At 68.8% G+C, this 23,676-nt stretch carries 21 protein-coding genes and 4 pseudogenes; 12 read left to right on the top strand and 13 right to left on the bottom strand.

Annotated features, from left to right (window positions below; translation table 11 throughout):
- Positions 1-10 precede the first annotated feature (10 nt).
- Entirely contained in the window at positions 11-1,243 is a 1,233-nt protein-coding gene (locus ACP4J3_RS18765; RefSeq protein ID WP_426535767.1) for an oxygenase MpaB family protein, read from the bottom strand.
- Positions 1,244-1,434: 191 nt separating this feature from the next.
- Here ACP4J3_RS18765 and ACP4J3_RS18760 point away from each other — a divergent pair, with 191 nt between their 5' ends.
- From ACP4J3_RS18760 to ACP4J3_RS18745, 4 genes are all read left to right on the top strand, one after another.
- Positions 1,435-1,998, top strand: coding sequence for a TetR/AcrR family transcriptional regulator (locus tag ACP4J3_RS18760; protein ID WP_426535765.1), 564 nt, complete (start codon positions 1,435-1,437; stop codon positions 1,996-1,998).
- A gap of 99 nt (positions 1,999-2,097) precedes the next feature.
- Positions 2,098-2,751, top strand: a complete 654-nt coding sequence (locus ACP4J3_RS18755) for a TetR/AcrR family transcriptional regulator (RefSeq protein ID WP_426535763.1) — start codon at positions 2,098-2,100, stop codon at positions 2,749-2,751.
- Positions 2,752-3,165: 414 nt separating this feature from the next.
- Positions 3,166-5,007, top strand: a complete 1,842-nt coding sequence (locus ACP4J3_RS18750) for a hydroxysqualene dehydroxylase (RefSeq protein ID WP_426535761.1) — start codon at positions 3,166-3,168, stop codon at positions 5,005-5,007.
- Between the two features lie 28 nt (positions 5,008-5,035).
- The gene (locus ACP4J3_RS18745; RefSeq protein WP_426535760.1) at positions 5,036-6,484 is read left to right on the top strand and encodes a flavin-containing monooxygenase; all 1,449 of its coding nucleotides are present in this window, start codon (positions 5,036-5,038) and stop codon (positions 6,482-6,484) included.
- A gap of 3 nt (positions 6,485-6,487) precedes the next feature.
- Here ACP4J3_RS18745 and ACP4J3_RS18740 read toward each other — a convergent pair.
- The 4 genes and pseudogenes from ACP4J3_RS18740 to ACP4J3_RS18725 all read right to left on the bottom strand — a co-directional run.
- A pseudogene (locus ACP4J3_RS18740) lies at positions 6,488-6,721 on the bottom strand (transposase); the annotation flags it as partial.
- A 32-nt stretch (positions 6,722-6,753) separates the two neighbouring features.
- Positions 6,754-9,093, bottom strand: coding sequence for an alpha-L-fucosidase (locus ACP4J3_RS18735; RefSeq protein WP_426535758.1), 2,340 nt, complete (start codon positions 9,091-9,093; stop codon positions 6,754-6,756).
- Positions 9,094-9,818: 725 nt separating this feature from the next.
- Positions 9,819-10,490, bottom strand: coding sequence for an SCO6880 family protein (locus tag ACP4J3_RS18730; RefSeq protein WP_426535875.1), 672 nt, complete (start codon positions 10,488-10,490; stop codon positions 9,819-9,821).
- Between the two features lie 224 nt (positions 10,491-10,714).
- Positions 10,715-11,365 carry a TetR/AcrR family transcriptional regulator gene (locus ACP4J3_RS18725; RefSeq protein ID WP_426535756.1) on the bottom strand — a complete coding sequence of 217 codons (651 nt, stop codon included), beginning with the start codon at positions 11,363-11,365 and terminating at the stop codon, positions 10,715-10,717.
- A gap of 138 nt (positions 11,366-11,503) precedes the next feature.
- Between ACP4J3_RS18725 and ACP4J3_RS18720 the strand changes: the two genes are divergently transcribed.
- The 3 genes from ACP4J3_RS18720 (at position 11,504) to ACP4J3_RS18710 (ending at position 15,060) form a co-directional block, all read left to right on the top strand.
- Positions 11,504-12,442, top strand: a complete 939-nt coding sequence (locus ACP4J3_RS18720; RefSeq protein ID WP_426535754.1) for an MBL fold metallo-hydrolase — start codon at positions 11,504-11,506, stop codon at positions 12,440-12,442.
- Between the two features lie 78 nt (positions 12,443-12,520).
- Positions 12,521-14,119 carry an MFS transporter gene (locus tag ACP4J3_RS18715; protein ID WP_426535752.1) on the top strand — a complete coding sequence of 533 codons (1,599 nt, stop codon included), beginning with the start codon at positions 12,521-12,523 and terminating at the stop codon, positions 14,117-14,119.
- Positions 14,116-15,060 carry a fumarylacetoacetate hydrolase family protein gene (locus ACP4J3_RS18710; protein WP_426535750.1) on the top strand — a complete coding sequence of 315 codons (945 nt, stop codon included), beginning with the start codon at positions 14,116-14,118 and terminating at the stop codon, positions 15,058-15,060. Before ACP4J3_RS18715 ends, ACP4J3_RS18710 begins: the two co-directional genes overlap by 4 nt.
- 855 nt (positions 15,061-15,915) lie before the next feature.
- On the opposite strand, the gene ACP4J3_RS18705 is transcribed toward ACP4J3_RS18710, so the two are convergent.
- The 4 genes from ACP4J3_RS18705 to ACP4J3_RS18690 form a co-directional block, all read right to left on the bottom strand.
- The gene (locus ACP4J3_RS18705) at positions 15,916-16,071 is read right to left on the bottom strand and encodes a hypothetical protein (RefSeq protein ID WP_426535748.1); all 156 of its coding nucleotides are present in this window, start codon (positions 16,069-16,071) and stop codon (positions 15,916-15,918) included.
- A complete protein-coding gene (locus tag ACP4J3_RS18700) occupies positions 16,068-16,388 on the bottom strand; it encodes a carbonic anhydrase (protein WP_426535746.1) in 321 nt (106 codons plus the stop codon). Before ACP4J3_RS18700 ends, ACP4J3_RS18705 begins: the two co-directional genes overlap by 4 nt.
- Positions 16,389-16,808: 420 nt before the next feature.
- Complete coding sequence (locus ACP4J3_RS18695; RefSeq protein WP_426535744.1) at positions 16,809-16,961, bottom strand: hypothetical protein; 153 nt, start codon at positions 16,959-16,961, stop codon at positions 16,809-16,811.
- Positions 16,962-17,169: 208 nt separating this feature from the next.
- The gene (locus ACP4J3_RS18690; RefSeq protein ID WP_426535742.1) at positions 17,170-17,694 is read right to left on the bottom strand and encodes a CGNR zinc finger domain-containing protein; all 525 of its coding nucleotides are present in this window, start codon (positions 17,692-17,694) and stop codon (positions 17,170-17,172) included.
- A 25-nt stretch (positions 17,695-17,719) separates the two neighbouring features.
- Between ACP4J3_RS18690 and ACP4J3_RS18685 the strand changes: the two genes are divergently transcribed.
- Together ACP4J3_RS18685 and ACP4J3_RS18680 are read left to right on the top strand one after the other, a co-directional pair.
- Entirely contained in the window at positions 17,720-17,926 is a 207-nt protein-coding gene (locus ACP4J3_RS18685) for a hypothetical protein (protein ID WP_426535740.1), read from the top strand.
- Positions 17,920-18,558 carry a LysE family translocator gene (locus ACP4J3_RS18680; RefSeq protein ID WP_426535738.1) on the top strand — a complete coding sequence of 213 codons (639 nt, stop codon included), beginning with the start codon at positions 17,920-17,922 and terminating at the stop codon, positions 18,556-18,558. Before ACP4J3_RS18685 ends, ACP4J3_RS18680 begins: the two co-directional genes overlap by 7 nt.
- Positions 18,559-19,041: 483 nt before the next feature.
- Here ACP4J3_RS18680 and ACP4J3_RS18675 read toward each other — a convergent pair.
- Positions 19,042-20,497: pseudogene (locus ACP4J3_RS18675) on the bottom strand (ABC transporter substrate-binding protein); the annotation flags it as partial.
- Positions 20,498-20,917: 420 nt separating this feature from the next.
- Between ACP4J3_RS18675 and ACP4J3_RS18670 the strand changes: the two are divergent.
- A pseudogene (locus tag ACP4J3_RS18670) lies at positions 20,918-21,081 on the top strand (IS5/IS1182 family transposase); the annotation flags it as partial.
- Between the two features lie 207 nt (positions 21,082-21,288).
- On the opposite strand, the pseudogene ACP4J3_RS18665 reads toward ACP4J3_RS18670, so the two are convergent.
- From ACP4J3_RS18665 to ACP4J3_RS18655, 3 genes and pseudogenes are all read right to left on the bottom strand, one after another.
- A pseudogene (locus tag ACP4J3_RS18665) lies at positions 21,289-21,469 on the bottom strand (hypothetical protein); the annotation flags it as partial.
- A 422-nt stretch (positions 21,470-21,891) separates the two neighbouring features.
- Entirely contained in the window at positions 21,892-22,167 is a 276-nt protein-coding gene (locus ACP4J3_RS18660; protein WP_426535736.1) for an aldehyde dehydrogenase family protein, read from the bottom strand.
- Positions 22,161-22,514, bottom strand: a complete 354-nt coding sequence (locus tag ACP4J3_RS18655; protein ID WP_426535734.1) for a hypothetical protein — start codon at positions 22,512-22,514, stop codon at positions 22,161-22,163. The genes ACP4J3_RS18660 and ACP4J3_RS18655 overlap by 7 nt, the downstream gene beginning before the upstream one ends.
- 60 nt (positions 22,515-22,574) lie before the next feature.
- On the opposite strand from ACP4J3_RS18655, the gene ACP4J3_RS18650 reads away from it, so the two are divergent.
- Both ACP4J3_RS18650 and ACP4J3_RS18645 read left to right on the top strand, forming a co-directional pair.
- A complete protein-coding gene (locus ACP4J3_RS18650; protein WP_426535732.1) occupies positions 22,575-23,027 on the top strand; it encodes a DUF1569 domain-containing protein in 453 nt (150 codons plus the stop codon).
- Positions 23,020-23,640: a TetR/AcrR family transcriptional regulator gene (locus ACP4J3_RS18645; protein WP_426535730.1), complete on the top strand. Its 621-nt coding sequence runs from the start codon at positions 23,020-23,022 to the stop codon at positions 23,638-23,640. Before ACP4J3_RS18650 ends, ACP4J3_RS18645 begins: the two co-directional genes overlap by 8 nt.
- Positions 23,641-23,676 lie beyond the last annotated feature (36 nt).

Here is a 23,676-nt window from a genome sequence, read left to right as displayed (position 1 = left end):
GCACGATGCCCTACGGGTGAAGTTCTCCCACGCCCGCTGCCTGGTCCCCGAAGTACTGACGCAGGTGCCGTCGGTTGAACCGGTCGCCGCGGCGCAGCAGATGGCCGCGGCCCGCCGCGGTGCGGCCGAGGACGTGGTAGCGCAGGACGTTGGCAGCGATCAGGGGCGGTACCGCCCAGGGCTGGGCCATGGGCAGGCGCAGGTCGCGCATGCCTTGGCGGCCGAGGAAGTAGCGCAGCATGCTCAGCAGCCGCGCCCGGGCATAGGCGCGGCGCAGCCGGGCGAAGCGGGCGAAGTGCAGGGCACCCTGGGCTTCCACGATGGCGTTGGCCAAGGGAGGACCTGCGGGGCTCCCGTAACTCTGGGTGAGCAACTGGTGGTAGTTGAGGCGGTGCTGGTGGCGCTCGCTGTCGCACAGCCAGTCCTCGTTCACCCCCATCAGCCAGCCCACGTACTTCCACAGGTGCATCAGCGCCCGCGACTCGGCGCGGGTGACGCGTACGCCGAGCAGCCGGACCCCGAGCAGGTTGACGGCGTTGAACAGGCCGAGGGTGGCGGCCAGATCGGACTGGTTGACCGGGAGCCCCCATTGGCCGGTGTCCCAGCGCCCGCTGCTTTCCACCTGATGGTTGACCAGGGCGTGCATGAGGCGGACATGCACCGTGAGGCGAAAGCCCACACCGTCGCGCCGCATCGCGTCGTGGCCGGCGATCGCGATGGCCCACTGCTGGGTCTCGGCGAGCCTGCGCAGCGCGGAGCCGCCGGTCAGGCCGCCGGTTTCGACCAGCAGATCCGGTGGTCCACCGAACCGGTAGGAGCTGATCAGCGCCAGCTGCATCAGCACATCGGCGGAGTTGCGGCCGAGCCGCCGTGCCACCCGGCCGCCCTCGTTGACCAGGTCGAAGTCCACCCAGTCCGGCACCGGGTCGACCGCGGCGAAGAAGTCCCGCAGCGGCCGCGGAGGGGTGTGTACCGCGTCGATCCCCTCGGCGAGCGCGACCCGGAACTGCTTCATCGTCACCCGGTCCGGATGCGAGATGTCGGTGATCCGCATGGCTCTCGCCAGCGCCGCCCCCACCTCGTCGCGTGCCGTCAGCCGCTCGCCGATGGTGCCCAGCAACACCGGATCCGGGGCGCCTTGGCGCAGCAGCAGCCGCAGTGGCCGGCCCAGGCGGCGGTTGATCTTCTCGGTCTCGCGGAAGCGCCTCGGATACGTAACCGGGAGCACCGGGGGCGTCGTCACGTCATTCTCACCGACGGGGGCATCATGTGGCGGTTGCTTGTGTGCGACCATGAGCCGATGCTGACAGCCGCTCGTACTCGCGTTCAATTCGCGTTCTGAACGCCATGCCGCCCTCACGTCGCAGCTCGCCGCGCACCGCGACCGCTCGCATTTCGCCGCGCAAGACGCCGCGCCAGGAACGCTCCCGGGCGATGGTGGAACGCATCCTCCACGCCGGCCGGCAGACGCTCACCGAGTATGGATACGAGGGCGCGTCGACCAACCGGATCGCGGCGGCGGCCGGGATCAGCCCCGGCTCGCTTTACCAGTACTTCCCCAACAAGGACGCCATCGTCTCGGCCGTCCTCGAGGGCTACAGCGACGCGCTCGTCTCCCGTGTCACCGCGCAGTTGTCCGGCCAGTTCGACAAACCCGCCCCCGTGGTCGTGCGGACCACCTTCGCCGCCCTGCTCGACGGGCTCGACGTCGAACCGGCGTTTCTGCGTGCCGTGGTAGAGCACGGCCCTCGGCTCGATGACGGCCGCACCCTGCGCGCCTTCGAGCACCGCATCGGGGAACTGGTCCTCGCCTATCTGACGACACACCGGGCGGGCCTGCGCCCGGACGTGCCGCTCGATGCGGCGGTGTGGATGCTGGTGCGCATGGTCGAGCACCTCACCGTGCGCTACCTGCTTGACCGGCCGCCCATCCCGCGCGAGCAGTTCCTGGATGAACTGAGCCGCCTCGCCCTCAACTACTTGAGGCCGGCCTCGTAATGCGAGCTGTACACGAGCGATTCCGGTTTTCCGACAACGCTGTCGGTTGAGTCGGGTAGTTTCTCCAGTTGGCACCCACAGCGAGGACAGGGGAGCACGGTGACGGAGATCGCGGCCACTGGACCCAAAAAGGCGGCCAGCCCGAAGAAGCGGATGCGGGGCCCCGCCCGCCGCGACCAGATCCTGGCCGCGGCGGTGGAGGTGTTCGCCGCCAAGGGCTACAGCGCCGCCTCCATGGGGGACATCAGCGAGGCGGCCGAGGTGGCCCGACCTGTGCTCTACGACCACTTCGCCTCCAAGCAGGTGCTGTATCTGAACGTGCTCGGGGAGCAGAACGCGGCCCTGATCGCCCAGGTGGGCGCCGGCATCTCGGGCAGCGGCGGGCCGCGCCACCGGATGCGGGCCACGATCGAGGCGTTCTTCGCCTTCGCCGAGCAGTACCCGGCGGCGCGCGCCGTGCTCTACGACCACACCGACGAGGGCGACGCGGAGATCGAGGTGGTCCGGCGTGGCTACTGGGACACCCGCGTCAAGGCCGTGACCGCGATGCTGGGCGAGGACCTGGAGCGTGTCGGCGTGGATCCCGCTTCGGTGGAGGCCGAGCTGACGGTGGAGCTGCTGATCAACGGGCTCAACGGACTCGCCCGCTGGTGGCTGCGGCATCCGCAGACCCGTCGTACCACCCTGGTGGCCACCGCTGAACGCCTGCTGTGGAACGGCATGGCGCGTTTCGGCGCGCCGCCTGGCCACTAGGCCCTGTCGTTTGGATCAGCTCGGCTGTGAGGATCGGTTCCTCTCAGCCGAGCCGAGCGGGGTCTGGTGCGTGCAGCTGCAAGGCGGAGGAGGGCGTCGACGCGGAGCGTCGGCAACCGACGACAACGCCGCAGATGCGCGTGCCAGACCCCGCGACGCCGAGATGATCCAAACGAGAGGGCCTAGGTGCCGCGCAGTCCTCTCCCCGCCCCCGCATGTCCGGCAGGACGGAACGGCAGCCCGCCGAGGGCTGCCGTTTTTCGTAGTGCCCCGACGGCGTGTTCCACCAGCGTGTTCCCCCGTCCCGGCAGTGCCGACGATTCGTCAACTGTGCATGAAGGCTTGACCGTTGGCATGTCCGTGCTCATAGTGAGCCCCCATAACCGACACTGCTGTCGGAAGTTGGGAGCCGTGATGAACACTCACTCGAGAGCGGACGACGAAGACAGGGACAGGGACGACAGGCGGGGCACCATCAACCGCCGGACGGTGGTCACCGGCATCGCGGCCACGGCCGCGGGCGTGGCGGCCACGGGCGTGGCCGGCGCCGTGCCCGCCCCGGAACCGAGCCGGGCCAAGAGCGCAACGAGGGCGGCCGACGGTCGGAGAGTGGCCGTGCTCGGCGGCGGCATCGGAGGTCTCACCGCCGCCCATGAGCTGGCCGAACGGGGCTTCGAGGTCACCGTCTACGAACGCAAGGAACTGGGCGGCAAGGCACGCAGCATCCCGGTCAGCGGAACCGGTGGCGGGGGGCGGTCGGATCTGCCCGGCGAGCACGGTTTCCGGTTCTTCCCGGGCTTCTACCAGAACATCCCGGAGACGATGAGCCGGATTCCCTTCCCGGGCAACAGCCGGGGCACGGCCGACAACCTGGTGGCCGGTGAACGGATCCTGGCCTGCTGGAACGGCAAGCCCTACTACCTGCCGACTTCGGCGACCGCACCGGAGAACTTCACGCCACATGCCCTGCGGGACTACTTCAGAACGATCCTCCAAGGCCTGCAGAACGTCCCGGCGCAGGACATCGCACTGTTCGCCAGCAAGGTGGTCGCCTTCCTGGCGAGCGGACCGAAGCGGCGCATGGGCCAGTGGGAGAACACCGGGTACGCCGACTTCGTCGGCATGGACAAGATGTCGCCCGCCGGGCGGGAGATCCTTGTGGACCTGTTCACGTCCACCCTGGTGGCTGCCAAGCCCGAGAAGGCCAACGCCCGCACCATGGGCCTGATGGCGGAGGGCTGGCTCAACGCCACCTTCCAGCGCGGCGGCTACGCCAACCCGGACCAGTTGCTCAACGGGCCCACCAATGAGGTGTTCATCGATCCCTGGGTGAGGTACCTCAAGGGTCTCGGCGTGACCTTCAACGTCGGCTGGACCGTCACCGGCCTCACCTTGAACGGCGGCACGATCACCGAGGCCAGTGCGACTGGCCCGACCGGGTCGCCGGCCACCATCCAGGCGGACTGGTATGTGCTCGCCGTCCCGGTCGAGCGGGCCGTCCCGCTGCTGGGCACCCAGATCCTGATCGCCGATCCGCAGCTGCGGAAGCTGCGATCACTCGAGACGGACTGGATGAACGGCGTCATGATCTACACCACCAAGCCGGTGCCGATCGCCAAGGGCCATGTCGCCTATGTCGGCCAGCCATGGGCGGTGACCTCGATCAGCCAGGCGCAGTTCTGGAAAGCCGACTTCGCCGCCCGCTACGGCGACGGTACCGCCGTGGACTGCCTGTCCGTGGACGTGTCCAACTGGGACGCCCCCGGCATCCTCTACGGCAAGACCGCACGAGAGTGCAGCCGTCAGCAGATCGTCAATGAGGTCCTCGCCCAGATCCGCGCTGCCCTGCCCGACGCCGACCGCGTACTGCCGGATTCGATCATCCACTCCTGGTTCGTCGACCCCGCGATCACCGGCGAAGGCACCCCCGACGTCGCCAACGACGAACCTCTGCTCGTCAACACACCCAAGTCCTGGAGCTACCGGCCCGAGGCGAAAACGGCGATCCCCAACCTCTTCCTCGCCGCGGACTATGTCCGCTCCCACATCAACCTGGCCACCATGGAAGGCGCCAACGAGGCCGGACGGTCCGCGGCCAACGGCATCCTGACCGCCTCAGGCTCCTCGGCGGAGAAGGCCACCATCAAGAAGCTCTACGAACCGCCCGAGATGCGGCCGTTCTGGGCCAAGGACGACATCGACTACGTCCTCGGCCTGCCCAACCAGTTCGACATCATCGATCCCATCCGGCCCTGATGCGCGTCGGCCGGAAGAAGGAAGCGGGATGACTGATCGCGTCGCCATCATCGGCGCGGGGTTCGCCGGCCTGTGCATGGCCATCCGGCTCGCACAGGCCGGCGTCACCTCGTTCACGGTGTACGAGAAGGCCGACGACCTCGGCGGGGTGTGGCGGGACAACACCTACCCTGGCGCGGGCTGCGATGTGCCCTCGCACCTGTACTCGTACTCCTTCGCGCCCCGCGCGGACTGGAGCCGCGCCTACCCCCTGCAGCCCGAACTGCTGCGCTACCTGCACGACTGCGCAGACACCCACGGGATCCGCCCCCGAATCAGGTTCCACACCGAGATCACCTCCGCCGCGTACGACGAGACCGCCCAGCGGTGGGAACTGCGCACCGCCGACGGCGGCACGTGCCACGCCCAGGTCCTGGTGACCGCCGTCGGGCAGCTCAACCGGCCCAAGTTCCCCGACTATCCGGGCCTTGGCGACTTCACCGGCACCACCTTCCACTCGGCGCGCTGGAACCACCACCACGACCTGACCGACGAGGTGGTCGGAGTGATCGGCACCGGCTCGAGCGCCGTCCAGTTCATCCCGCAGATCGCGCCCAGGGTGCGCACCCTGCGGGTGTTCCAGCGGTCCCCGAACTGGGTCATGCCCAAATGGGACTATCGCTACGGGCCGGTCCACCGGGCCCTGTTCACCACCCCCGTCGGCCGACTGGCCTTCCGCGGCGGCTGGTTCGCCTTCGGCGACACCGTCCTGTATTCGGCCGTACGCGGCGGACGCCTCGGCAAATTCATCGAGTACCTGTGCCGTCGCCAGCTCCGCACCCAGATACCCGATCCGGCCCTCCGCGCGAAGCTCACCCCCGACTTCCCGCTCGGGTGCAAGCGCATCCTCATCTCCGACGACTACTACCCGGCGCTCGCCCGCGACAACGTCGAGGTCATCACCGAGAAGATCACCCGGATCACACCGCACGGCATCCAGACCGCCGACGGCACCGAGCACGCACTGGACACCCTGATCCACGGCACCGGATTCACCGCGACCGAGTTCCTCGCCCCCATGACCATCACCGGCCGCGACGGACGCCAGTTGCGCGAACACGCCTGGGCCCAGGGAGCCGAGGCCTTCCTGGGCATGGCCGTGCCCGACTTCCCCAACCTGTTCCTGCTGTACGGACCGAACACCAACCTCGGCAACAACTCGGTGATCCTCATGATCGAAGCTCAGGTCCGCTACGTCCTCTCCTGCCTCGCCACGATGGACCACGACGGCCGCCGCGAGCTGGAGGTGGCCCCGCACGCCTTCGAGTCCTTCCAGCGCCACCTCGAAGACGCCCTGCACACCACCGTCTGGGAGGCGGGCTGCGCCAGCTGGTACAAGACAGACACCGGCAAGGTCACCAACAACTGGCCCCACCGCGCCGCCCGTTACCGCACACTCACACGCAGACCGGACCCCGCCCACTTCCGCGCCACGTAACTCTCCGGCCACGTCGGTCCGGCGGCGGATCTCCTTATTGAGCCGTCCCCGCGGGTGGTTCGACCGGGTCTGCCGCCGGATCTCACGTGGGAAGGCAGTGAACGCCAGGACGTGCTTCTCACCGCGGCGAGACGTCCGGGGGACGGGTGGGCGGGCCCCGAGCCGTCGGCACGAACCACAGTGCCGACGGACTGCGGAAGGGCCTTGTGCGTCGGCCCCGGAGGTCACCGATGACATATTGTTGGCGTCCACAGGCGTCTGTGGGGCGTCTACAGCTCCACGATCCGCCATTCCTGGTTGGTCCCCCCGGTGGCGGGCCACTGGACGATCGGGGCTCCGTCTGCGGTGGAGGCGTCCTTGACGTCGGCGCACAGGCCGCCCGCGACGTTGACGAGCCGGTAGTGGCCGCTGGTCTCCGAGGGGACCAGCGTCCACCACTGGTTGCTGGTACTGGTGTTGGCCCACTGGTTGAGGGCCGAGCCCTGGCTGGAGCCGCTCGGGCTGTTGAGGACCTTGCCGCTGCGGACGTTCACCAGCAGGTAGGAACCGTCGCTGTTCAGCAGCAGTTTCCACTGCTGGTTGGTGCCGCCCGTCCACGGCCACTGGATGACCGGCGCTCCGTCGGCGGACGAGGCGCCGCTGACGTCCATCACCTTGCCGCTCTTGCGGTTCACCAGCCGTACGGCGTCGGCATCGGCGGCGAAGGGCCGATCGTAGACCTCCAGGCTGCGCATGGACGCCGGCATGCCGTCGGGAAGCCCGGTCACCGTCACCCGGACGTACCGGGCCTCGGCACTGAACACGGACACCTGCACCTGGTTCGTACTGGTGGTGTTCGTGCGGTCGGCGAGGATGGTCCAGGTGCTGTTGTCGGTCGAACCCTCGATCCGGTACCGGTAGTTCGTGCCGTCCCGCTCCCAGGCGATACGGGTGCCGGTGAGGGACGTCACGCGCCTCAGATCCACCTTCAGCCACTGTCCCGTGCTGTCGTCGCTCGCGGCCCAGCGGGTCGCGGTGGAGCCGTCCACGGCATTCGCCGCGCGATACCCCTCGGCCTCGCTGCTGGCCGTGGCGCCCCCGCGTACGGCGATGTCGGCGGGCTGCACCGCGCGGTCCAGCCGGACGCCGACGACGCTGTCTTCAGGGATACGGGTGCGGTTGATGCCGGTGATGGTCACCCTGCTGTCCTCGGCGACGGTGTAGGGCAGGTCGTCACCCGTGGCCACGTCGAAGACGCGGGTCACCTGCGCGTCCCCGATCGGCGGGGTGCTGAACCCGGTGCCGCTGTAGCCCGGCAGCAGGTGGACGTAGAAGGTCCGGCCCTTGTACGTGTAGCCGTACCGGCCGTCGACGGGGTTCCACGGCCCGCCACGGGTGCCGTAGACGGCCTCCCCGCACGTGGACATGAACGAGCCGATCCTGCGCACCACGTCGGCCTGGGCGGTGGGCACCGCACCGGTGCGGTCCGGGCCGACGTTGACCAGGCAGGTGATGTTGCGCACCCAGGCGTTGACCAGGATGTCCATCGCCCTGCCGAAGCTCATCACACTCGCGTCGGCCTTGTAGCCCCAGGCGCCGCCGATGGTGAAGCACTTCTCCGACACCTTGCCGGTGCGGATCGCGCCGGTCGGGACGGAGGGGCCCTCCTCGCTGGTGAAGTCGCCGATCCAGCCGGAACGCAGGGTGGTGACGATGTCCGGCTGGTACTTGCGCACCAGACCCGTCAGCCCGAGCGGCCGGCCGGTCTCGTCGTCGGTCTCGCTGTAGGCGTCCTCCACCGGCCACTCGTTCGCCGGGTCGCGGAATCTGCCCGGCTCCCAGAAGAACGCCGCGTCCGCGTCCGAACCGCGCTGGCCGAGCCAGCCGCCGTCCCACCACAGGTCGTCGATCCTGCCGTACTGGGTGACCAGCTCCTTGACCTGCTGGTACACCTCGTTCTTCATGATCCGCGCGTTCTCCTTGTGCGCGGGATCGGTGACGTAACCCCAGTTGTTCGGCAGGCAGTTGGTGCCTGTCACGTCGTAGTAGCCCGGATAGCGCCAGCTCATCGGCGAGTAGTAGAGGCCGACCTTCAGCCCCGCCTCCCGCACGGCCGTCACGTACTGGCTGATGAAGTCCCGCTGGAGCGGAGCCTGTCCGGAGTGCCAGGCGTTCGGGTGGGTGGACGGCCACAGCGCGAAGCCGTCGTGGTGGCGGGTCGTGAGAACCGTGTACCGCGCGCCCATGTCCCTGGCCAACCCGGCCCAGTCGGCCGGGTCATAGGCGCTGGCGGTGAACTGCTCGTCGGTGGCGTCGGTGACGTACTTCCTGTAGTTCTCCGGGGCCACGGCGGCGTTCTCCATGTACCACTCGCCCTTGGCCGGGCCGGAGTACACGCCCCAGTGGATGAACAAGCCGAGCTTGGCATCCTGCAGCCACCTGATCTTCTTGTCCGGCTGTTGCTCGACGCCCATGTCGACCTTGGGGATCCGCAGCGGGGGGAGCGGCAAGGGGTCGGGCGGGACGGCAACAGCGTGGGCGGGGGTTGCCAGGGTGGGGGTGATCGCGGCGGCGACCGTCATGGCGGCCATGCCGGCGAGAACTCTTCGGCGCGTGATCGGTTCTGACAACTTCGTCTCTCCTCACTGTCCGTGCGACAGCACGGACGGTGCTGCGGCTCAGCATGGACCGAGCAGACGGGATGGATCGCCTAGGGCCGAAGGGACGTGGGGGAGCCGCATGGCGCACATCCCGCCGGAGAGGCATCGGATGTATTAATGAACCGCAGGGCCGGGTGTGTCCATAGGAGAGACCAAACTTCTGAAAAAGGTGGGCCAGTTCGCTCCATTTCCGATCCGTTCGTTCAGGAAACATCGGAGGTTACGTTTCCTTTGTGTTTGGCTTCCGAGAAGCCGTGAGACCGGAGCCGCACGCGCACCGACCCGGTCCGAACCGTTGACGAAGACCTGCGGCACGCTTACCGTCCTTCAACGAGGTCGCACATAATCCAACAACCCAGAAACCGCCGCAGGTGCGCGGCGGCTGGCTGTCGTCCTGCTGCGGGACGGGTGGGCGTGCCGGATGGCAGGGTTCTGCGGGGAAGTGGCCGCTGGTCAGAGGCCGGGCGTGACGCTCGTGCGGGTGGGGCGAGAGGCACGACGGCTGCGGGGTTTAGTGCGATGCAGGTTCGGGCCGTGCAGCGATGGGGCGCGTGGTCATAGGGCAGTCCGGGCCGGCGGCAGCGCGCCGAGTGCGAAAGCGTCCGGCTGCTGGTAGTTGAGGCGGCGCAGGTCGACCCCGGCGGTGACGGTGGCGGTCTCGATCTGTGTAGGCCGCGTCGAGGAGGGCGTCGGTGTCAGCGGTGGCGGTGACCAGGCTGGTCAGGGCTACATCGGCGTGCCCGGCGATGAGCGCGCTCGCGCTGCTTGACATCGGCGTACTCGACGGAGTCATCCTCGCTGGAGACCTGACCGCGGTGGGCGCGATCGTTGGCGTCGGCGATGATCGCGGCCTTCGTGCGCTGGACGTCCCGCAGCGCGGAATCGAGTGCTTGCGGCACGGATATCAGGGCGAGGCTGTGGCGGACGCCGGCGGTGAACATGATCTGGTGCAGGAACCCGGCCCCCATCTCGGTCCGCGGCCAGTTCTCGACCCAGTGCGTGGTGTGGCGGGCGGTGTCGGTGCAGAGGCGGTCATATGCCTCGACCTGGACGACGGGCCCAGTAGCCGCCACATCGGCTCGGCGCGGCCGGTGTCGGACCACTGCTGGAGCGCGGCAAGGGCTCTCGGGTGGTAGGCGGTGTGGATCACGGCGGCGATGTCCCGGGCGGTCAGCCATCCGGTGACCATAAGTCCGGCGTTGCCGGCGGCCTGGGCGATGGAGGCGGTGGTCTGCTCCATGACGGTGAACGCGGCCGGCGGCGACTCGGCCGGCCTGGCTGATGAGACGTTTGTCGGCCTTGAGGTCGAGGGAGACGGCGAGGTAGGTCACGTGCGGGGTGGCGGCGCGGCCGGCGGAGGCGACCAGTTCGGAGTAGTTCTGCCCGGCGACCGGGGTGTGAGGGTAGGAGGAGGGCGTCAGCGTCGGTGCCCGGGCAGGGCCGCCGGACCGGCGTCCTCCTCGTCGGCCTTAACGAGCGAAGTGATGGCTGGGTCGTCCTGGCCCCCCTGAACTCACGTTCACGGAAGGCGCAAAACTGCACGGCGCACGGTTCTGGCATGGCGAGCAGCGCCACCATGGCTTCCCCCGCTTCAGGCTTCCTCGTCGTTGGCCTGGTTGACCAGGAGACCCGGCAGGATGATGTCGAGTGCGCCGGCGAGGTGTTGGTGGAGATCGAAGGGGGCCGGTTCCTCGCGGATCCAGCGCAGGATCGTCGAGAAGTAGCAGGCGGCCAGCAGCGTCCCGGCCTGGTCGGGGTCCACGCCGGTGCGGATCTCTCCGCGCTGTCGCCCCTCTTCCACGATCTTGGCGAGTTCGGTTTCCAGAGACGGGTCCTGCAGGACTCGGCCGAACCGAGCGGAGGCATCCATCAGGACGGCGGTCTCCGCGCGGGAGGCGGCGTTGAGGTCGGCCATCTCCTTCAGGTAGCGGCGCAGGCGGTCGCCGACCGGCAGGTCCTCCGCGTGCTCCGCGCCGAGAATCTCAGCGACGCGGGCGCGGCGGCGGACTCCCCATTCCTCGAGGAAGCCGACCTTCTGTGAGAAGTGGTTGAAGACGGTGGCCCGGGCGACATCGGCGGTCTCGGCGATCTGGTCCATGGTCGTCGCCTCGTATCCCCGGGTCACGAACAGGTGCAGCGCGGCGGCGTAGAGCTGGTCGCGCACCTGCTGTCGCTTGCGCTCTCGGCGTCCGGTGGGCGGCGCGGCGGGCACGGCTTCGGCTTCTGCCTCCGAGATCTTCATGGCCTCCAGTACAGCACAGGGCTGCACGGGTGTTGACGCCATCACATCACTATTTTAGATTGACGCCCATTGGTGGACTCAAGTCCATTAATGTACTCGAATCTCGTAAACCTGACGCGGAGCGAGACAGGAGACAATGTGGCTTCCGTGACATCCCGGACGGGCTGTGTCGAGCTCGGACACGGCTGTTACGCCTGGATCGCGGGCGATGCCGGGTGGGGCATGAGCAACGCCGGGCTGATCACCGGCCGGGGCGAGTCGCTGCTCGTCGACACCCTGTACGACCTGCGGCTGACGAAGACCATGCTCGACGCGCTGGCGCCGCTGACCGCCACCGCACCGATCTCCACCGTGGTCAACACCCACGGCAACGGCGACCACTGGTTCGGCAACCAGCTGGTGGCCCACGCCGAGATCGTCGCGGCCCGCGGGTCCGTGGCGGACATGCGGCAGGTGGGCCCCGCCGAGATGCGGGCGCTGACCGGCATGGACAGCACGGCCGGACACTTCGCCCGCCGGATCTTCGGCCGCTTCGACCACACCGGCATCGAACCCGTCCTCCCGAACCGGGTCTTCGACGGCGAGACCGTCCTCGGCGTGGGCGGGGTGGAGGTCCGCCTCATCGACGTGGGGCCCGCGCACAGCGCCGGGGACACGATCGTCCACGTGCCGCAGGCCCGGATCGTCTACACCGGCGACATCGTCTTCGCCGGGGCGGCGCCGGTCGTCTGGCACGGTCCCTTCGCCCGCTGGCTCGCCGCCTGCGACCTGCTGCTGGGCCTCGACGCCGACATCGTCGTACCCGGCCACGGCCCCGTCACCACCAAGCAGGCCGTCCGGGAGATCCGCGACTACCTCGAATACGTCCACGAGCAGGCCACCGCTCGGTTCACCGCCGGCATGCCCGCCATGGACGCGGCACGCGACATCCGCCTGGGCCGCTTCGCCGACCTGGACGAGAGCGAACGCCTCGCCGTCAACGTGCACACCGTCTACCGGGAGCTCGACCCCTCACTGCCCCCGCTCGACGGCCCCGGGCTGTTCGGCTGCATGGCCGAGCTCTGCCCCAGCCTCTGACGCCGCTCCCCGCACCAACGGCTCTCCCCTCCGTCCCCCTCGGGCCGTACGACCCGCCAAGCCCTCCAAGGAGGAGACATGGTCTCCACCCCTGCCTACGACCCACCCGCTGCCTCGTCCGAGGCCGCACCGGTCGCCCCGGCCCGGCACACCGGCACGATCGTCGCCGGCTGTCTGGCCGTCTGCCTGGCCCAGATCGGTCTGGTGCTGCCCGCCGCGATCAACGGCGAGATGCAGCGCACGCTTCAGACGTCCGGCGCGGAACTGACCTGGATCAGTGACGCCTTTCTGGTGCCCGCCGCCGTCCTGGCGCTGACCTTCGGCGTCGTGGGCGACCGTTACGGCCGTAAGAAGCTCGTCGTCTGCGCGGCGCTGCTGGCCGCCGTCGGCTACCTGGTGTCCGCCACCTCCGACACCCCGGCCCAGCTGATCACCGGCCAGGCGATCTCCGGCATCGGGGCCGCCGCGCTCTTCCCCGCCTCCCTGACGATGATCACCGCGATCACGACCACCCCGGCCGCACGAGCCAGGGGCCTGGCCTCCTGGACCACGGCCCTGTCGCTCGGCGCCTTCATCGCCCCGCTCATGTCCGGCGGCATCGTCGAACACGCGGCCTTCCAGTGGGCGTTCGGCGTGACCGGCGTGCTGGCCGTGATCACCGCCGTGGCGGCCTGGCTGCTGGCCACCGAGTCCAGCGCCCCCGAGGGCCGCTCGCTGGACTGGCCGGGGCAGATCACCATCGCCGTGGCCATGCTCGCCCTGCTGTACGGCATCATCCAGGGTCCCTCGGACGGCTGGGGCTCAGCCCCCATCGTCGCGTCCTTCGTCGCCTTCGCCGTCTTCATCACCGCGTTCATCGTGGTGGAGAACCGCAGCGCGGCCCCGATGCTGCGGCTGCCCCTCTTCCGTATCCCGGCGTTCGCCGCGTCGGCCGCGATGGCGGTGATCGGCATGCTGGGCTTCCTCGGCGGCGCGTACGACCTGAGCATCCGCCTCGGTGTCATTCAGCACCAGGGCCCTTTCGAGGCCGCGATACCGGTCATGATCATCCAGGCGTGCACGCCGTTCATCTGGCCCCTGCTGGTCCGTCTGCTGCACCGCATCGGACCCGGCCCCATGCTCGTCACCGGCTTCCTGGCGATGGCCGCGGGCCAGCTGTGGCTGCGGGCGCTGCCGATCCACGAGACCGCTCTGCTGCCGATGCTGGGCCCGCTGATTCTGAACGGCGTCGGTTTCGGCCTGGTCGTCGCCGCGATCACCGCCGCCGCCGTCAACGTCGTACCGCAGAACCTGACCGGCATGGCAGCAGCCACCACCAGCCTGGTCCGCGACCTCGGTCAGACCCTCGGCCCGGCCGTCGTCGGCGCCGTCGCCCTCGGCATGGCCGCCGGCCAGCTGACCGGGAGCCTCGCGGAAGCTGGACTGACCCCGAAGGAGCACGGCATCGCCTCTGCCGTCCTGCACGAGGGTGGCCCGCTGGCCCTGCACACCGCCGACCTCGGGCCACTCAGCGCCAAGCTCGCCCCCTACACCACGGACGCTCTGGCCCACGGCTACAACAACGGACTGATCCTCACCGCCGCCGCGTGCGTGACCGCCGCCGTGATCGCCGCCGTCTTCGTCGACTTCCGACGCGGCGGCAACGCGCCGGCCGAGGCGGAGGGGAGCGCGGCGTGAAGTTCGCAAGCTTCGCCCACGGCGTGAAGCGGCAGGCGGGGGTTGTCAACGACGACCAGGTCCATCCCTTCGAACATCCCGTCGAACTGTTGGACCTGATCGTGGAGGGCGAGGAGTCCCTGCGCGGGGAGGGAGAACGCGCCCTGACCGGCACCCTGCCCGTGCCCCTGGCCGACGTCAGACTGCTGCCTCCGCTGCAGCCGCCCACCGTTCGCGACTACATGACCTTCGAGAGCCACGTCGAGGGCGTCGCCCGGGGCTACGCCGACACCGTGCCCGAGGAGTGGTACGCGGCGCCCGCGTTCTACTTCACCAACCCGTACGCGATGATCGGCGCTCACGACGACGTGCCGGTACCGCCGGGCTGCGGGCGCTTCGACTTCGAACTCGAAGTCGCAGCCGTCATCGGCAAGGCGGGCCGGGACCTGACGCCCGAGCAGGCACGCGACCACATCATCGGCTACACGATCCTCAACGACTGGTCCGCCCGCGACCTCCAAGGCCGCGAGATGCGCGTCAAACTCGGCCCGGCCAAGGGCAAGGACACCTCCACCACCCTCGGCCCCTGGCTCGTCACCGCCGACGAACTCGAACCGCACCGCACCGCAGAGGGCTTCCTCGACCTCGCCCTCACCGTCGCCGTCAACGGCGAGACGGTCGGGCAGGACCGAGTGGCGAACATGGCCTGGACGTTCGAGGAGATGGCCGCCTACGCCTCCCGCGGCACCTGGATCCAGCCCGGCGACGTCCTGGGCTCCGGAACCTGCGGCAACGGCGGCTGCCTGGCCGAACTCTGGGGCCGCCACGGCGTCCTCGAACCCCCGCCCCTCGTGCCTGGTGACACCGTCACCATGACGGTCGAGGGCATCGGCACCATCAGCAACACTGTCGTCGAGGGCGTCGAACCGGTGCCTCTGCCCCCTGCCCGCCGCAGGCTATGACTGCCGTGGCGCCGGTGCGATGAGCGCCGACGACTCCCCGGCGCCAGACCCCCCGTCCGGCGCCGGGAGAACGGCAGCGACCCCGTCGCCGACCGGCCCGCGATGCACGAGACCGGCCCACCAACATCGTGTTCCGTACGCTGACTCCGTCAAAGATATTCGAGACCCGGCGACCGGGGAGCTGCCCAGCGTGTTCCCCGAGGGCCGTCCAGCGCCGCCGGTCCACAAGCCGCAGCGGCCCACCCCCGGCCTCTCCGCCACGACGGGCTACCTGCGCCAGGTGTTCGCCGTCGACTTCAACGACAGGGCGCGCGGGGGCGCCTTCACCGGCCCCGGCACCCCGTTCCCGGTTCACGACAGCCACACCACCGCCGAAACAGGCGGGCCGCGACGTCGCCGAATCCGTCGGCGCCAAGCACCTGGTCCTCAACCACGTGGTACCTGCGACCAACCCGACCGACCGCTGGAAGTCGGCCCAGCGCGGCTACTCCGGGAAACGGGAGACAGTCCTCTGCGTGAGATCGTGAAGACCCTCGCGGCGCCTTCACGATCTCACGCAGAGGAAAAGTGGGCTCCCACTCACATCTGTAAGGACGCCGCCCGTCTCCCTGCATATCGCCTGTGCTGCTTTCCAGCCCAAGGCAGCTGGCGTTTTGCCGAGAACAATACAGTGACGGAATCTTCACGACGGCGGCAGTCCCTGAACGAGACTTTCATCGAGGTCAGCCATGATGCTTTCGATCCCAATACTTAAGTGCCGTCCACGTCACCAACGTCCGAATCGACAGGCTCCGTGAAGACCTCGCCACTCAGTGAAATCGCGTCGATCGAGTCGACCGGGGAAAATCCATTCCGTCAGGCAGAAGGTGCGCCTGTGAGGACTTCCACCCGGCCTGTGTCGAGTGAGTAGTAGGCGCTGACGACGGCCAGGTTGCCCTTCTTCACGAGCGGGGCGAGGTCGGCGTTGGTCCGCAGGTCGGCGGAGGTCTGCTTGGTGTGGATGCGGATCACGGCGTCAACCGGGTCGGCGTGCTTGGCCTTCGCCGTCTCCTCGTACGCGGGCCGCAGCGCCTCGGAGATGGCTGCAGGTTGCCGGGCAGCGGCTTGTTGTCCTTCAGCGCCTTGTACGCGGCCTTGATGGCGCCGCAGCGCTGGTGCCCGAGTACGACGATCAGCGGCGTCCCCGACGTCATGGGCCCGTACTCGACGGAGCCGGTGACCACCGGCTGCACCACCTGCCCGCCGGTGCGCATCACGAACAGGTCGCCGAGTCCGGTGTTGAACAGCAGCTCCGGCGGCACCCGGGAGTCGATGCAGGACAGGATCACACCGTAGGGATCCTGCTCCTCGGCGACGAACTGGCGCTGGCTGGGATCCCCGGTCGGGGTGCTGCAACTTCCCGTCCACCCAACGCTTGTTGCCCTCCATCAGTCGGGCGAAGGCTGCCCACGGCGAGTCCGGCCGATCATCTGAAGAGGAGCCCTGGGTACTTGTGAACGGTGAGGAGGTCTTCGCTGCATCAGCGTTCGCCGCGTTCTCCGTCTTTGTGTCGTTCGTCTGCAACGAGCAGCTGGAAAGCGCGGCCACGGTGGCCACCAACCCTCCGGTAAGTATGGTTCTGCGCATCGGCTGTCCAACCCTACTCATTCGACTCTGTGTGTAACCGATGGGTAACTGACGGAAATTGTGACCGTCAGGTCTGTCCTGGGACGCCACTGTGCACTCCATGCCGGCGCCCTGCTGCCGCTTCAGCTCCCCGGCTCAACTGACCGCTTCGGCTTGTGCTGTGTCAGCGGCAGGGCGTGGTTCTCGCGGACATGCTTCTCGACTTCCGCGCGGAGTACGGTCGTTGCCGCGGAGCCGACGGCGGTCGCGGCCACGGATGAGACGATGTGTTTCATGCTCTCTCCTCGGGCTGTGTGGGCCTCTTGGAAGCTGTCCTGAGGAGGGTGGCACGGCGAGCAGGCGTACGACGTCCAGTACGGCCTCGATCAGCAGGCTGGAGGCGGCGTCCTGGAGGAGGAAGCCGCAGGCGCCGTTGCGCAGGGCGGTGTAGGCGTAGTCGTCCTGCGCGGCTCCCGCCACGTCGGCAGTTGGTACTCGAGCGCACTACCGGCGCTGCTTCCGATCGCGGTGGGCGGAGACGTGGACGCGTGTGGCGCACAAGCGTGAGCAGTATGCGCGGCGGCCGTTGCGGGAGACGTCGACGAAGACCGTGCGGCAGTCTGGTGCCGAGCACCGCCCGAGACGGCAGGGATCGGTCTCCGTGAGGACCAGGGCGAGGCCGGCTGCGGTGGCGGCCCTTACGCGCGTGACGACGTCGGCGTTCTCGTCGGCGTAGTGCAGGTGCGGCGGCTGACCGTCGTGGGTGGAGACGTATGGGCGGGCCGCCGCATCGGCCAGCAACCGGTTGACGACGGCGACCTGCTCCAGCGCTGTGGTGGCAGCGAACGCCTTCCACAGGCGCAGGCACCAGGCCCGCAGCTGCTGGAGCTGTTCGTCGGTCAGCCAGGGGCGCGCCACCCGGTGCTCGGCCAGCAGCGTCTCGACGGTGCGGGCATCGCATTGGTCGTCGAGGTTGGCCAGGGCCGCCGCCAGCAGGGCCGCGTTTCCGCCGTAAGCGTTGAAATGCATTTACTCATTGCATCACGCTCAGGGCATGACTGCATGCCTCTTCCGCACCTTGTCGAAGCACTCGACATCCCTGGGCTGGGTGCGCTACCAGCGCTGCGCCTGCGGCCGCCTCCGTGTGCTGCTGGCCGGGGATGTCCTCAAGGGCGGGCCCGCACCGCCCCGCGGGCCCTACACTGAGGAACCGGTGACGTCGCTCGTACAGGCAGCCGGTGGCGGTGATCCGGTGTGCTAGGACTCACCTGGGCCCAACTGGGTTCTTTCGTCGCGCTGTGCCTCGTCCTCGCGGCAACTCCGGGCGCCAATCTCACGGTCGTCCTGGGCTGCGCGCGACAGGGCGGTCAGCGTGCCGCGGTCGCCGCCACGGTCGGCTTGACACTCGGCAAAGTCTTCTGGGCGGCGGGCTCCGTGCTCGGGCTCGCGACGCTGCTGGCGACCTCGCGCGTGGCATACGACACACTCCGACTGGCGGGCGCCGCATACCTGATCTGGCTGGGCGTGCAGGCCCTGCGCTCGGCCCGGCGCCGGTCGGCTGGCCAGCGGCCCGACGGTGTCGCGCCGAAGCTGTCCGCGTTCGGCGGGTTCCGCCGCGGTCTGATCGGCGACCTGCTCAATCCCAAGGTGGGGATCTTCTACACCACCGTGTTCCCGCAGTTCATCGGGCCGGACGATGCGGTCGTCCCGGCGGCCGCCGCGCTGCTCGCCGCTCACACCGTGGTGCTCATGACGTGGTACCCGGGGATGAGTTACCTGCTGACCCGGGTGGGCCGCCGGCTCGCAAGGCCCGCACTCTCGACAGTGCTCGACCGGCTCATGGGATCCGTACTCATTGGGCTCGGCATCAGACTGGCCGTCGTTCCGGTCTAGGACGCCCGCCGCCCATGCCGGCCCCGTCGAGACCAACGATCACAGTTCAGATCAGGCGCGACGTTCAACCGGACAGTGGAATGAACAAGTGCAGTACTCCGCGGCACGCTTCGATGGCGATCCAGGGACGCTGGCGGCGACACAGGCCCCGCCTCGCCATCGGACAGGTCGCCGCCTACGCGCCGTGTTCGTCAGCCGACTGTTCGAGACTCGCTCGACGGTGCGTCGTGCTTGCGCGGGGCATCAGATCACCCAGAGCATTGGTCGATCAACGACTCGCAGGGGGCCAGGCGGGTCCCGCGAGGCCCTCTTGCGGGTTCCATGTCCTGTGCCACCGCACTCAAGAGCCCCCGGTCACAGACTCCTGCCGCTTGAGGTTTCCAACGGTCGGCCGCCCCAGTGCCCCACGGCGACTCGGCTGCCGACCAGGAATGTGCGAATGATCGCTACCGCATCGACAGCGAGGTGCCGCGCAGCAGCGAACTCGCGTGGGTCCTTGGCCGAGCCGATGACCGAGGTCGCGTCGCCCTGGATGACACGCTCGTGCAGCATCGGGATCGCGGCGTCGGTCTTGAGGATCGCGGCCTCGGCCTCCAGGATCGCGGCGCGCCGAGCATCGCCGACGTCGGTACGGGCGGCCTTCTTCACGGCTGCATCCACGGTCTTGTCGCAGAGCTGGGCGATATTGAAGGAGCCGTCGCAGGTGAAGTCGGATTGCAGATATGCCACCGGGTCACCGGAGTCCAGCACGGTTGCCCGGGACAGGATGAAGGCGTCGAACTTCCCGGCGAGTACGTCCTGCTCGAGGTGCGTGAACTCCCGCACGATCTGCTGGACCCTGAATCCGGCGTCCTGGAGTTGCTGCTGCAGTAGGGAGGCGACCTCTGGCAGTTCAGCCCGTTCCGAGTAGGTGCCCAGTGTGATGGTGGCGCCGTTGGGGTCCTCGGCCCTCGTCCGCTCCCTGCGTTCCTCGCGGCCTTCGGCGGCCCAGGGCAGGGCGGGGCCGAGCAGCCCCTGGGCGATGTCGGCCCGTCCCTCGTAGATCCCCTTGACAAGCTCGTTCGCGTCGACCGCCTCACCGTACGGCGGCCCGCAGGCCCGGGGCCTTGAGCGGCCCCTTCTCAGTGTTGAGGTACAGGGTGTTGGTGCGCGGCATCGGCACCTCGGTGATGGCCTTTTCATCGAGGAGAGAGGCCTGGGAGACGGGTATGGCCTCGGCGATATGCGCCTCGCCGCCGCGGATGGACGCCGCGCGAGCGGTTCCGTCCGGGACGAAGGAGACATCGATGCCGGGAGCCTTGGCCTTGACGCCCCAGTAGCCGTCATGGCGGTCGAGGGTGGCGGTGGTGGTTCCGACCACCTTCACCAGCTTGAACGGGCCGCTGCCTGTGCCGACCGGGTCGACCTTGCCGTTCTTTTTGTACGCGCTGGTGGCGAGAATCGACAGCTGCGGCGAAGAGAGACGCTGCGGGACGAGCGGGTCCCGCTCAGCTGTGGTGACGACCACCTTGTCGTCCCGTGTTGTGGCAGTCAGGGCAACGCCGTCGAGGATGCGCGGTTTCGGGGAAGCCTTGGCGGCTCGGGTCAGGGTGTTGACGACGACCTCGGGGGTGAGCTTGCTTCCGTCGTGGAACGTCACGCCGTCGCGGAGGCTGAACTCCCAGGTCGTGTCTGCGGTCCGTCTCCACCTGGTGGCGAGCGCCGGCTGGGCGTCGCCTTCCTCGTCCAGCACCACCAGGGTCTCGGCGGTGGCCCAGCGGGAGAGTTTGAAAGCGTCGTCGCTGAACGGGGAGAGTCCGGAGCGCGGCGGCTGCATCATGGTGAGCTTGATCCGATCCCCTGACGCGGCGGCGTTCGTTGTCTCGTCGCCGGCGGATGTGAAGCAGCCGCTGACGAAGAGTGTGGAGGCCGCGACGAAGGCGGCTGTAGGCATGGGCATGCGCAGGTGCACGGGGGCTCCGGGTTCAGGTCAAAGGATCGGATGCCAGGTCCCTCCCGACGAACAGACCACGGGACTGTGAGGTCCCCCGCTTGGGCGGGGCGCGGCCGTTGGGACACGAGTGGCACGTCCGCAGCGGGTGGAGGGACACAACGTGACTGAAAATGGCAGATGACATTCATTGCCAATAAGGTTCGGTGAAGTCTTTGCCGGAGGCCCCTGATCGTGATCATGGAGGTGGCGATCAGCGCGAAGTCGGCCGTGCCAACTCCTCGGCGGGCAGGCCGGCGATGTGCCCGTCCCCTTAGGTGGTGTCATGTGTGGCGGTGCTGCACATACTTGATGACGCCGGCCTCATCGACGCTCGCGCGTGGTACTCGACTCCGCTCACGTGCGGGCTAAAAGGGGTCCAGCTAACACTTGGGCCGCCGCAGGCGGGTGATCGAGCGAACGATGCCTCCTGGCTGTCCGGCTACCGCCGACTCGGCCCCCGCTGCGAACGCCACTGCCGCAACTCCCTGGCCTTTCTCGGCCTCGCCGCAGCCCTGTGCTGCTACAAGCGGCTAGTCCGCCTCGCTGCATAGGGCACCGTAAAGGGATTCCCGACATTGCAAAAGGAGGGTCCTGCCTGTCTGGTCAGGATCCCGTTTAGGCCCCAACGAAGGGGGTCGCGTTCCTATGGAGTCCCTACTGCCGAAGCAAAGGGCGAGTGTTTGCATCTGCAATAATATGTCGGTCTGTGGGTATGGAAACGTTTTTCCGAACTTGATTAATCGGTTGGCTCGTGCGTCGACCTCTCCGGTGAACTCGTCGCCCGGCACCAGCGGGGTGTGCACGGCCCACCGCGCCCATCCGGCGTAGGCGCGGATGTGTTAGGTCCGTGCCGCTACGGAGCACCCTGACCAGACCGTCATCGGATCCGGGGACGGGGCTGTGGACACCGACATCCGAACCGTCACCGGCCAGCAGCAATCTGCCTTGCGCCGGCCGTCCGGTCCATCGAGGATTTCTTAACCTGGCCTACAGCCGGTCTTCACGATGGGCCGACCGTTCCTTGCACGCGTCGGTTGTCTCCCCGGGTGCGGGTGCGGGCCGGGTGTCGGCGTCCCTCGGCTCCCGGGACCTGAGGGAACTGCCTGGCGATCGGCGACGCGTCGCCGCCGCACGCCCCGCCACAGGGCGCGGTCCTCAGGCGGGTGAGCACGACCTTGTCGAGGAGCGCAGCGCGCGGGCCGGGGGCTGCGGCGAACCGATGCCCGCGATCCGGCGGGGCGGTGGGAGCGCATCGCCGTGCCCGTGTCGGCGGGGGCGGCACGCCGTCGGCCGCCGTGGCCGTCTGCAGGCCCGGCACGGTCCGAGCGGACCGAGGGTTGGAGGGCTGGCCGGTGGCGCGCTCATGCGTCCAGCCGGCGTCTGGAGATCTCCGCGGCCGCATCGGCGATTAGGCGGCCCCACTCGGGTAGCCGGTCCTCGTCGTACCGGGAGTCGGGCATGGAGATGGCCACGGTGGCCAGCGGTGTGCCGTGCTCGTCGAGGACGGGTGCGGCGATGGTGCAGACACCCGGCCGGTACTGGTTGCGGTTGACCGCGCAGTTGCCCGCGGCCAGCGCGCCGACAAGAGGTGCCAGGGCCAGTTGCAGCGGGTAGTTCCAAGGGCTGATGATCAACACCGTGCCCAGCGGTTCCCGTACTGTGCGGGCGCGGGCCGGGGCGAGCGACAGTAGTATGCGGACCCTGTCAGGGCGGACCCAACGGTCCAGGTGGCGCAGCTGTGGTCGATCTCGTTGACGGTGAACCCGATCTCGGTGATGTGTGCCTCGGCCGCGCTCTTGCCGAGGTCGGCGTTCAGCGCCGCCGCGAGCATCTGCCGATGGTCGCTCAGCAGGCCGCACAGCGCCCGAAGTTGGGCCTTCCGCCAGGCCAGGGGTCTGGTGCGGCCGGTGGCGAAGGCGGCGCGCAGACGGGAGTCGGTTTCCGCCACGGCGCCGTCGCGGGTCAGATCAGTGTCAGGGATCATGCTGCCGGGGCATATAGGAAACGAAAATTGGTCGTTTTGTTTTTGGATAGGATGACCCCCATGACGTCAGCCATCCTCACCGACCTCACTGACCGGCTCCCCGGAAAGGTCGGCCGCCCCGAGCACGAACTGCTGGCTCCCGGCGGCCCCTGGAACCTGTCCCAGACGCTGCAGCACTGCGCCCAGACGGTCCGCTACTCCGTGACCGGATACCCCAGACTCAAGCCCGCCCTGTTCCGTGCCACGGCGGGGGCGCTGGCGAAACGCGTCTTCTTGCGCCGCGGAACGATGAAGCACCCGCTCGGCGCGGAGATCGACGGAGCCCCGCCGCTGGACCCCAACCTGCCCGCGACGCAGGCGGCAGCCGCCCTGGCGGACGCGGTGGCCCTGTTCACCGGCCACACCGGACCGCATGCACCCCACCCTGCCTACGGACACTGCACGCACGACGAGTTCGCCCGACTGCACGCCATGCATCTCGCCGAACACCTGCCGGGACTGCTCGATGCCTGAGGCCGGGCCGAACCGGGGACGCCCCCGCGACGCCGCGCGGGACAGGGCCCTGCTGGACGCCACCCTGGCCGTTCTGGCCGAGAGAGGTTACGGCGCACTCACCACCACTGCCGTCGCGGCTCGCGCCGGAGTGTCCACCGCAACTCTCTACCGCCGCTGGTCCTCCAAGGAGGACCTGGTGATCGCCGCCGCCTCGACCTACACCCGCGACCTGAAGACCCCGCCCGGCACCGGCACGCTCGAAGGCGACCTGCGTGCCGTGCTCCTGGACAAGGCCGCCGCTCTGGTGGGCGAGGGCGGGCGGCTGATGCGAACCCTGGTCGGCGAGGCCGCACACAACACCGCCCTCGCCGAGGCTCTCACGACCGCGTTCGTGGCGCCCCTACGCCGAAGCGTGGAGGAAATCGTGCGAAGCGCCGTCCACCGGGGCGAGATCGCGCCGCCCGAGGATGCCGACCTGCTCGGCGATCTGGTGATCGGTCCGCTGGTGAGCAGGTTTCTGCTCACCTCGGTACTGCCGGACCAGGTGGACGAGGCCGCGGCGGCGCAGACGGCCGACCGACTGCTGCCCTTCCTGCTGCGCGCCCTCAGCAGCAACGGCGGCCGTTACTGACTTCGGCGTATTGTCGATCCATTCTGAGACGCCCGC

Source organism: Streptomyces sp. UG1, from assembly GCF_049974585.1.
GTDB lineage: Bacteria > Actinomycetota > Actinomycetes > Streptomycetales > Streptomycetaceae > Streptomyces.
This window is presented reverse-complemented; position numbering and strand designations above follow the sequence as displayed.

What these genes read in the sequence shown, in the direction of transcription:
- ACP4J3_RS18745 (WP_426535760.1), top strand. Translation starts at nt 5,036, where the DNA reads ATGACTGATCGCGTCGCCATCATCGGCGCGGGGTTCGCCGGCCTGTGC.
- ACP4J3_RS18690 (WP_426535742.1), bottom strand. Translation starts at nt 17,694, where the DNA reads ATGCATTTCAACGCTTACGGCGGAAACGCGGCCCTGCTGGCGGCGGCC.
- ACP4J3_RS18695 (WP_426535744.1), bottom strand. Translation starts at nt 16,961, where the DNA reads ATGAAACACATCGTCTCATCCGTGGCCGCGACCGCCGTCGGCTCCGCG.
- ACP4J3_RS18645 (WP_426535730.1), top strand. Translation starts at nt 23,020, where the DNA reads ATGCCTGAGGCCGGGCCGAACCGGGGACGCCCCCGCGACGCCGCGCGG.
- ACP4J3_RS18685 (WP_426535740.1), top strand. Translation starts at nt 17,720, where the DNA reads ATGACTGCATGCCTCTTCCGCACCTTGTCGAAGCACTCGACATCCCTG.
- ACP4J3_RS18715 (WP_426535752.1), top strand. Translation starts at nt 12,521, where the DNA reads ATGGTCTCCACCCCTGCCTACGACCCACCCGCTGCCTCGTCCGAGGCC.
- ACP4J3_RS18750 (WP_426535761.1), top strand. Translation starts at nt 3,166, where the DNA reads ATGAACACTCACTCGAGAGCGGACGACGAAGACAGGGACAGGGACGAC.
- ACP4J3_RS18725 (WP_426535756.1), bottom strand. Translation starts at nt 11,365, where the DNA reads ATGAAGATCTCGGAGGCAGAAGCCGAAGCCGTGCCCGCCGCGCCGCCC.
- ACP4J3_RS18655 (WP_426535734.1), bottom strand. Translation starts at nt 22,514, where the DNA reads ATGATCCCTGACACTGATCTGACCCGCGACGGCGCCGTGGCGGAAACC.
- ACP4J3_RS18760 (WP_426535765.1), top strand. Translation starts at nt 1,435, where the DNA reads ATGGTGGAACGCATCCTCCACGCCGGCCGGCAGACGCTCACCGAGTAT.
- ACP4J3_RS18650 (WP_426535732.1), top strand. Translation starts at nt 22,575, where the DNA reads ATGACGTCAGCCATCCTCACCGACCTCACTGACCGGCTCCCCGGAAAG.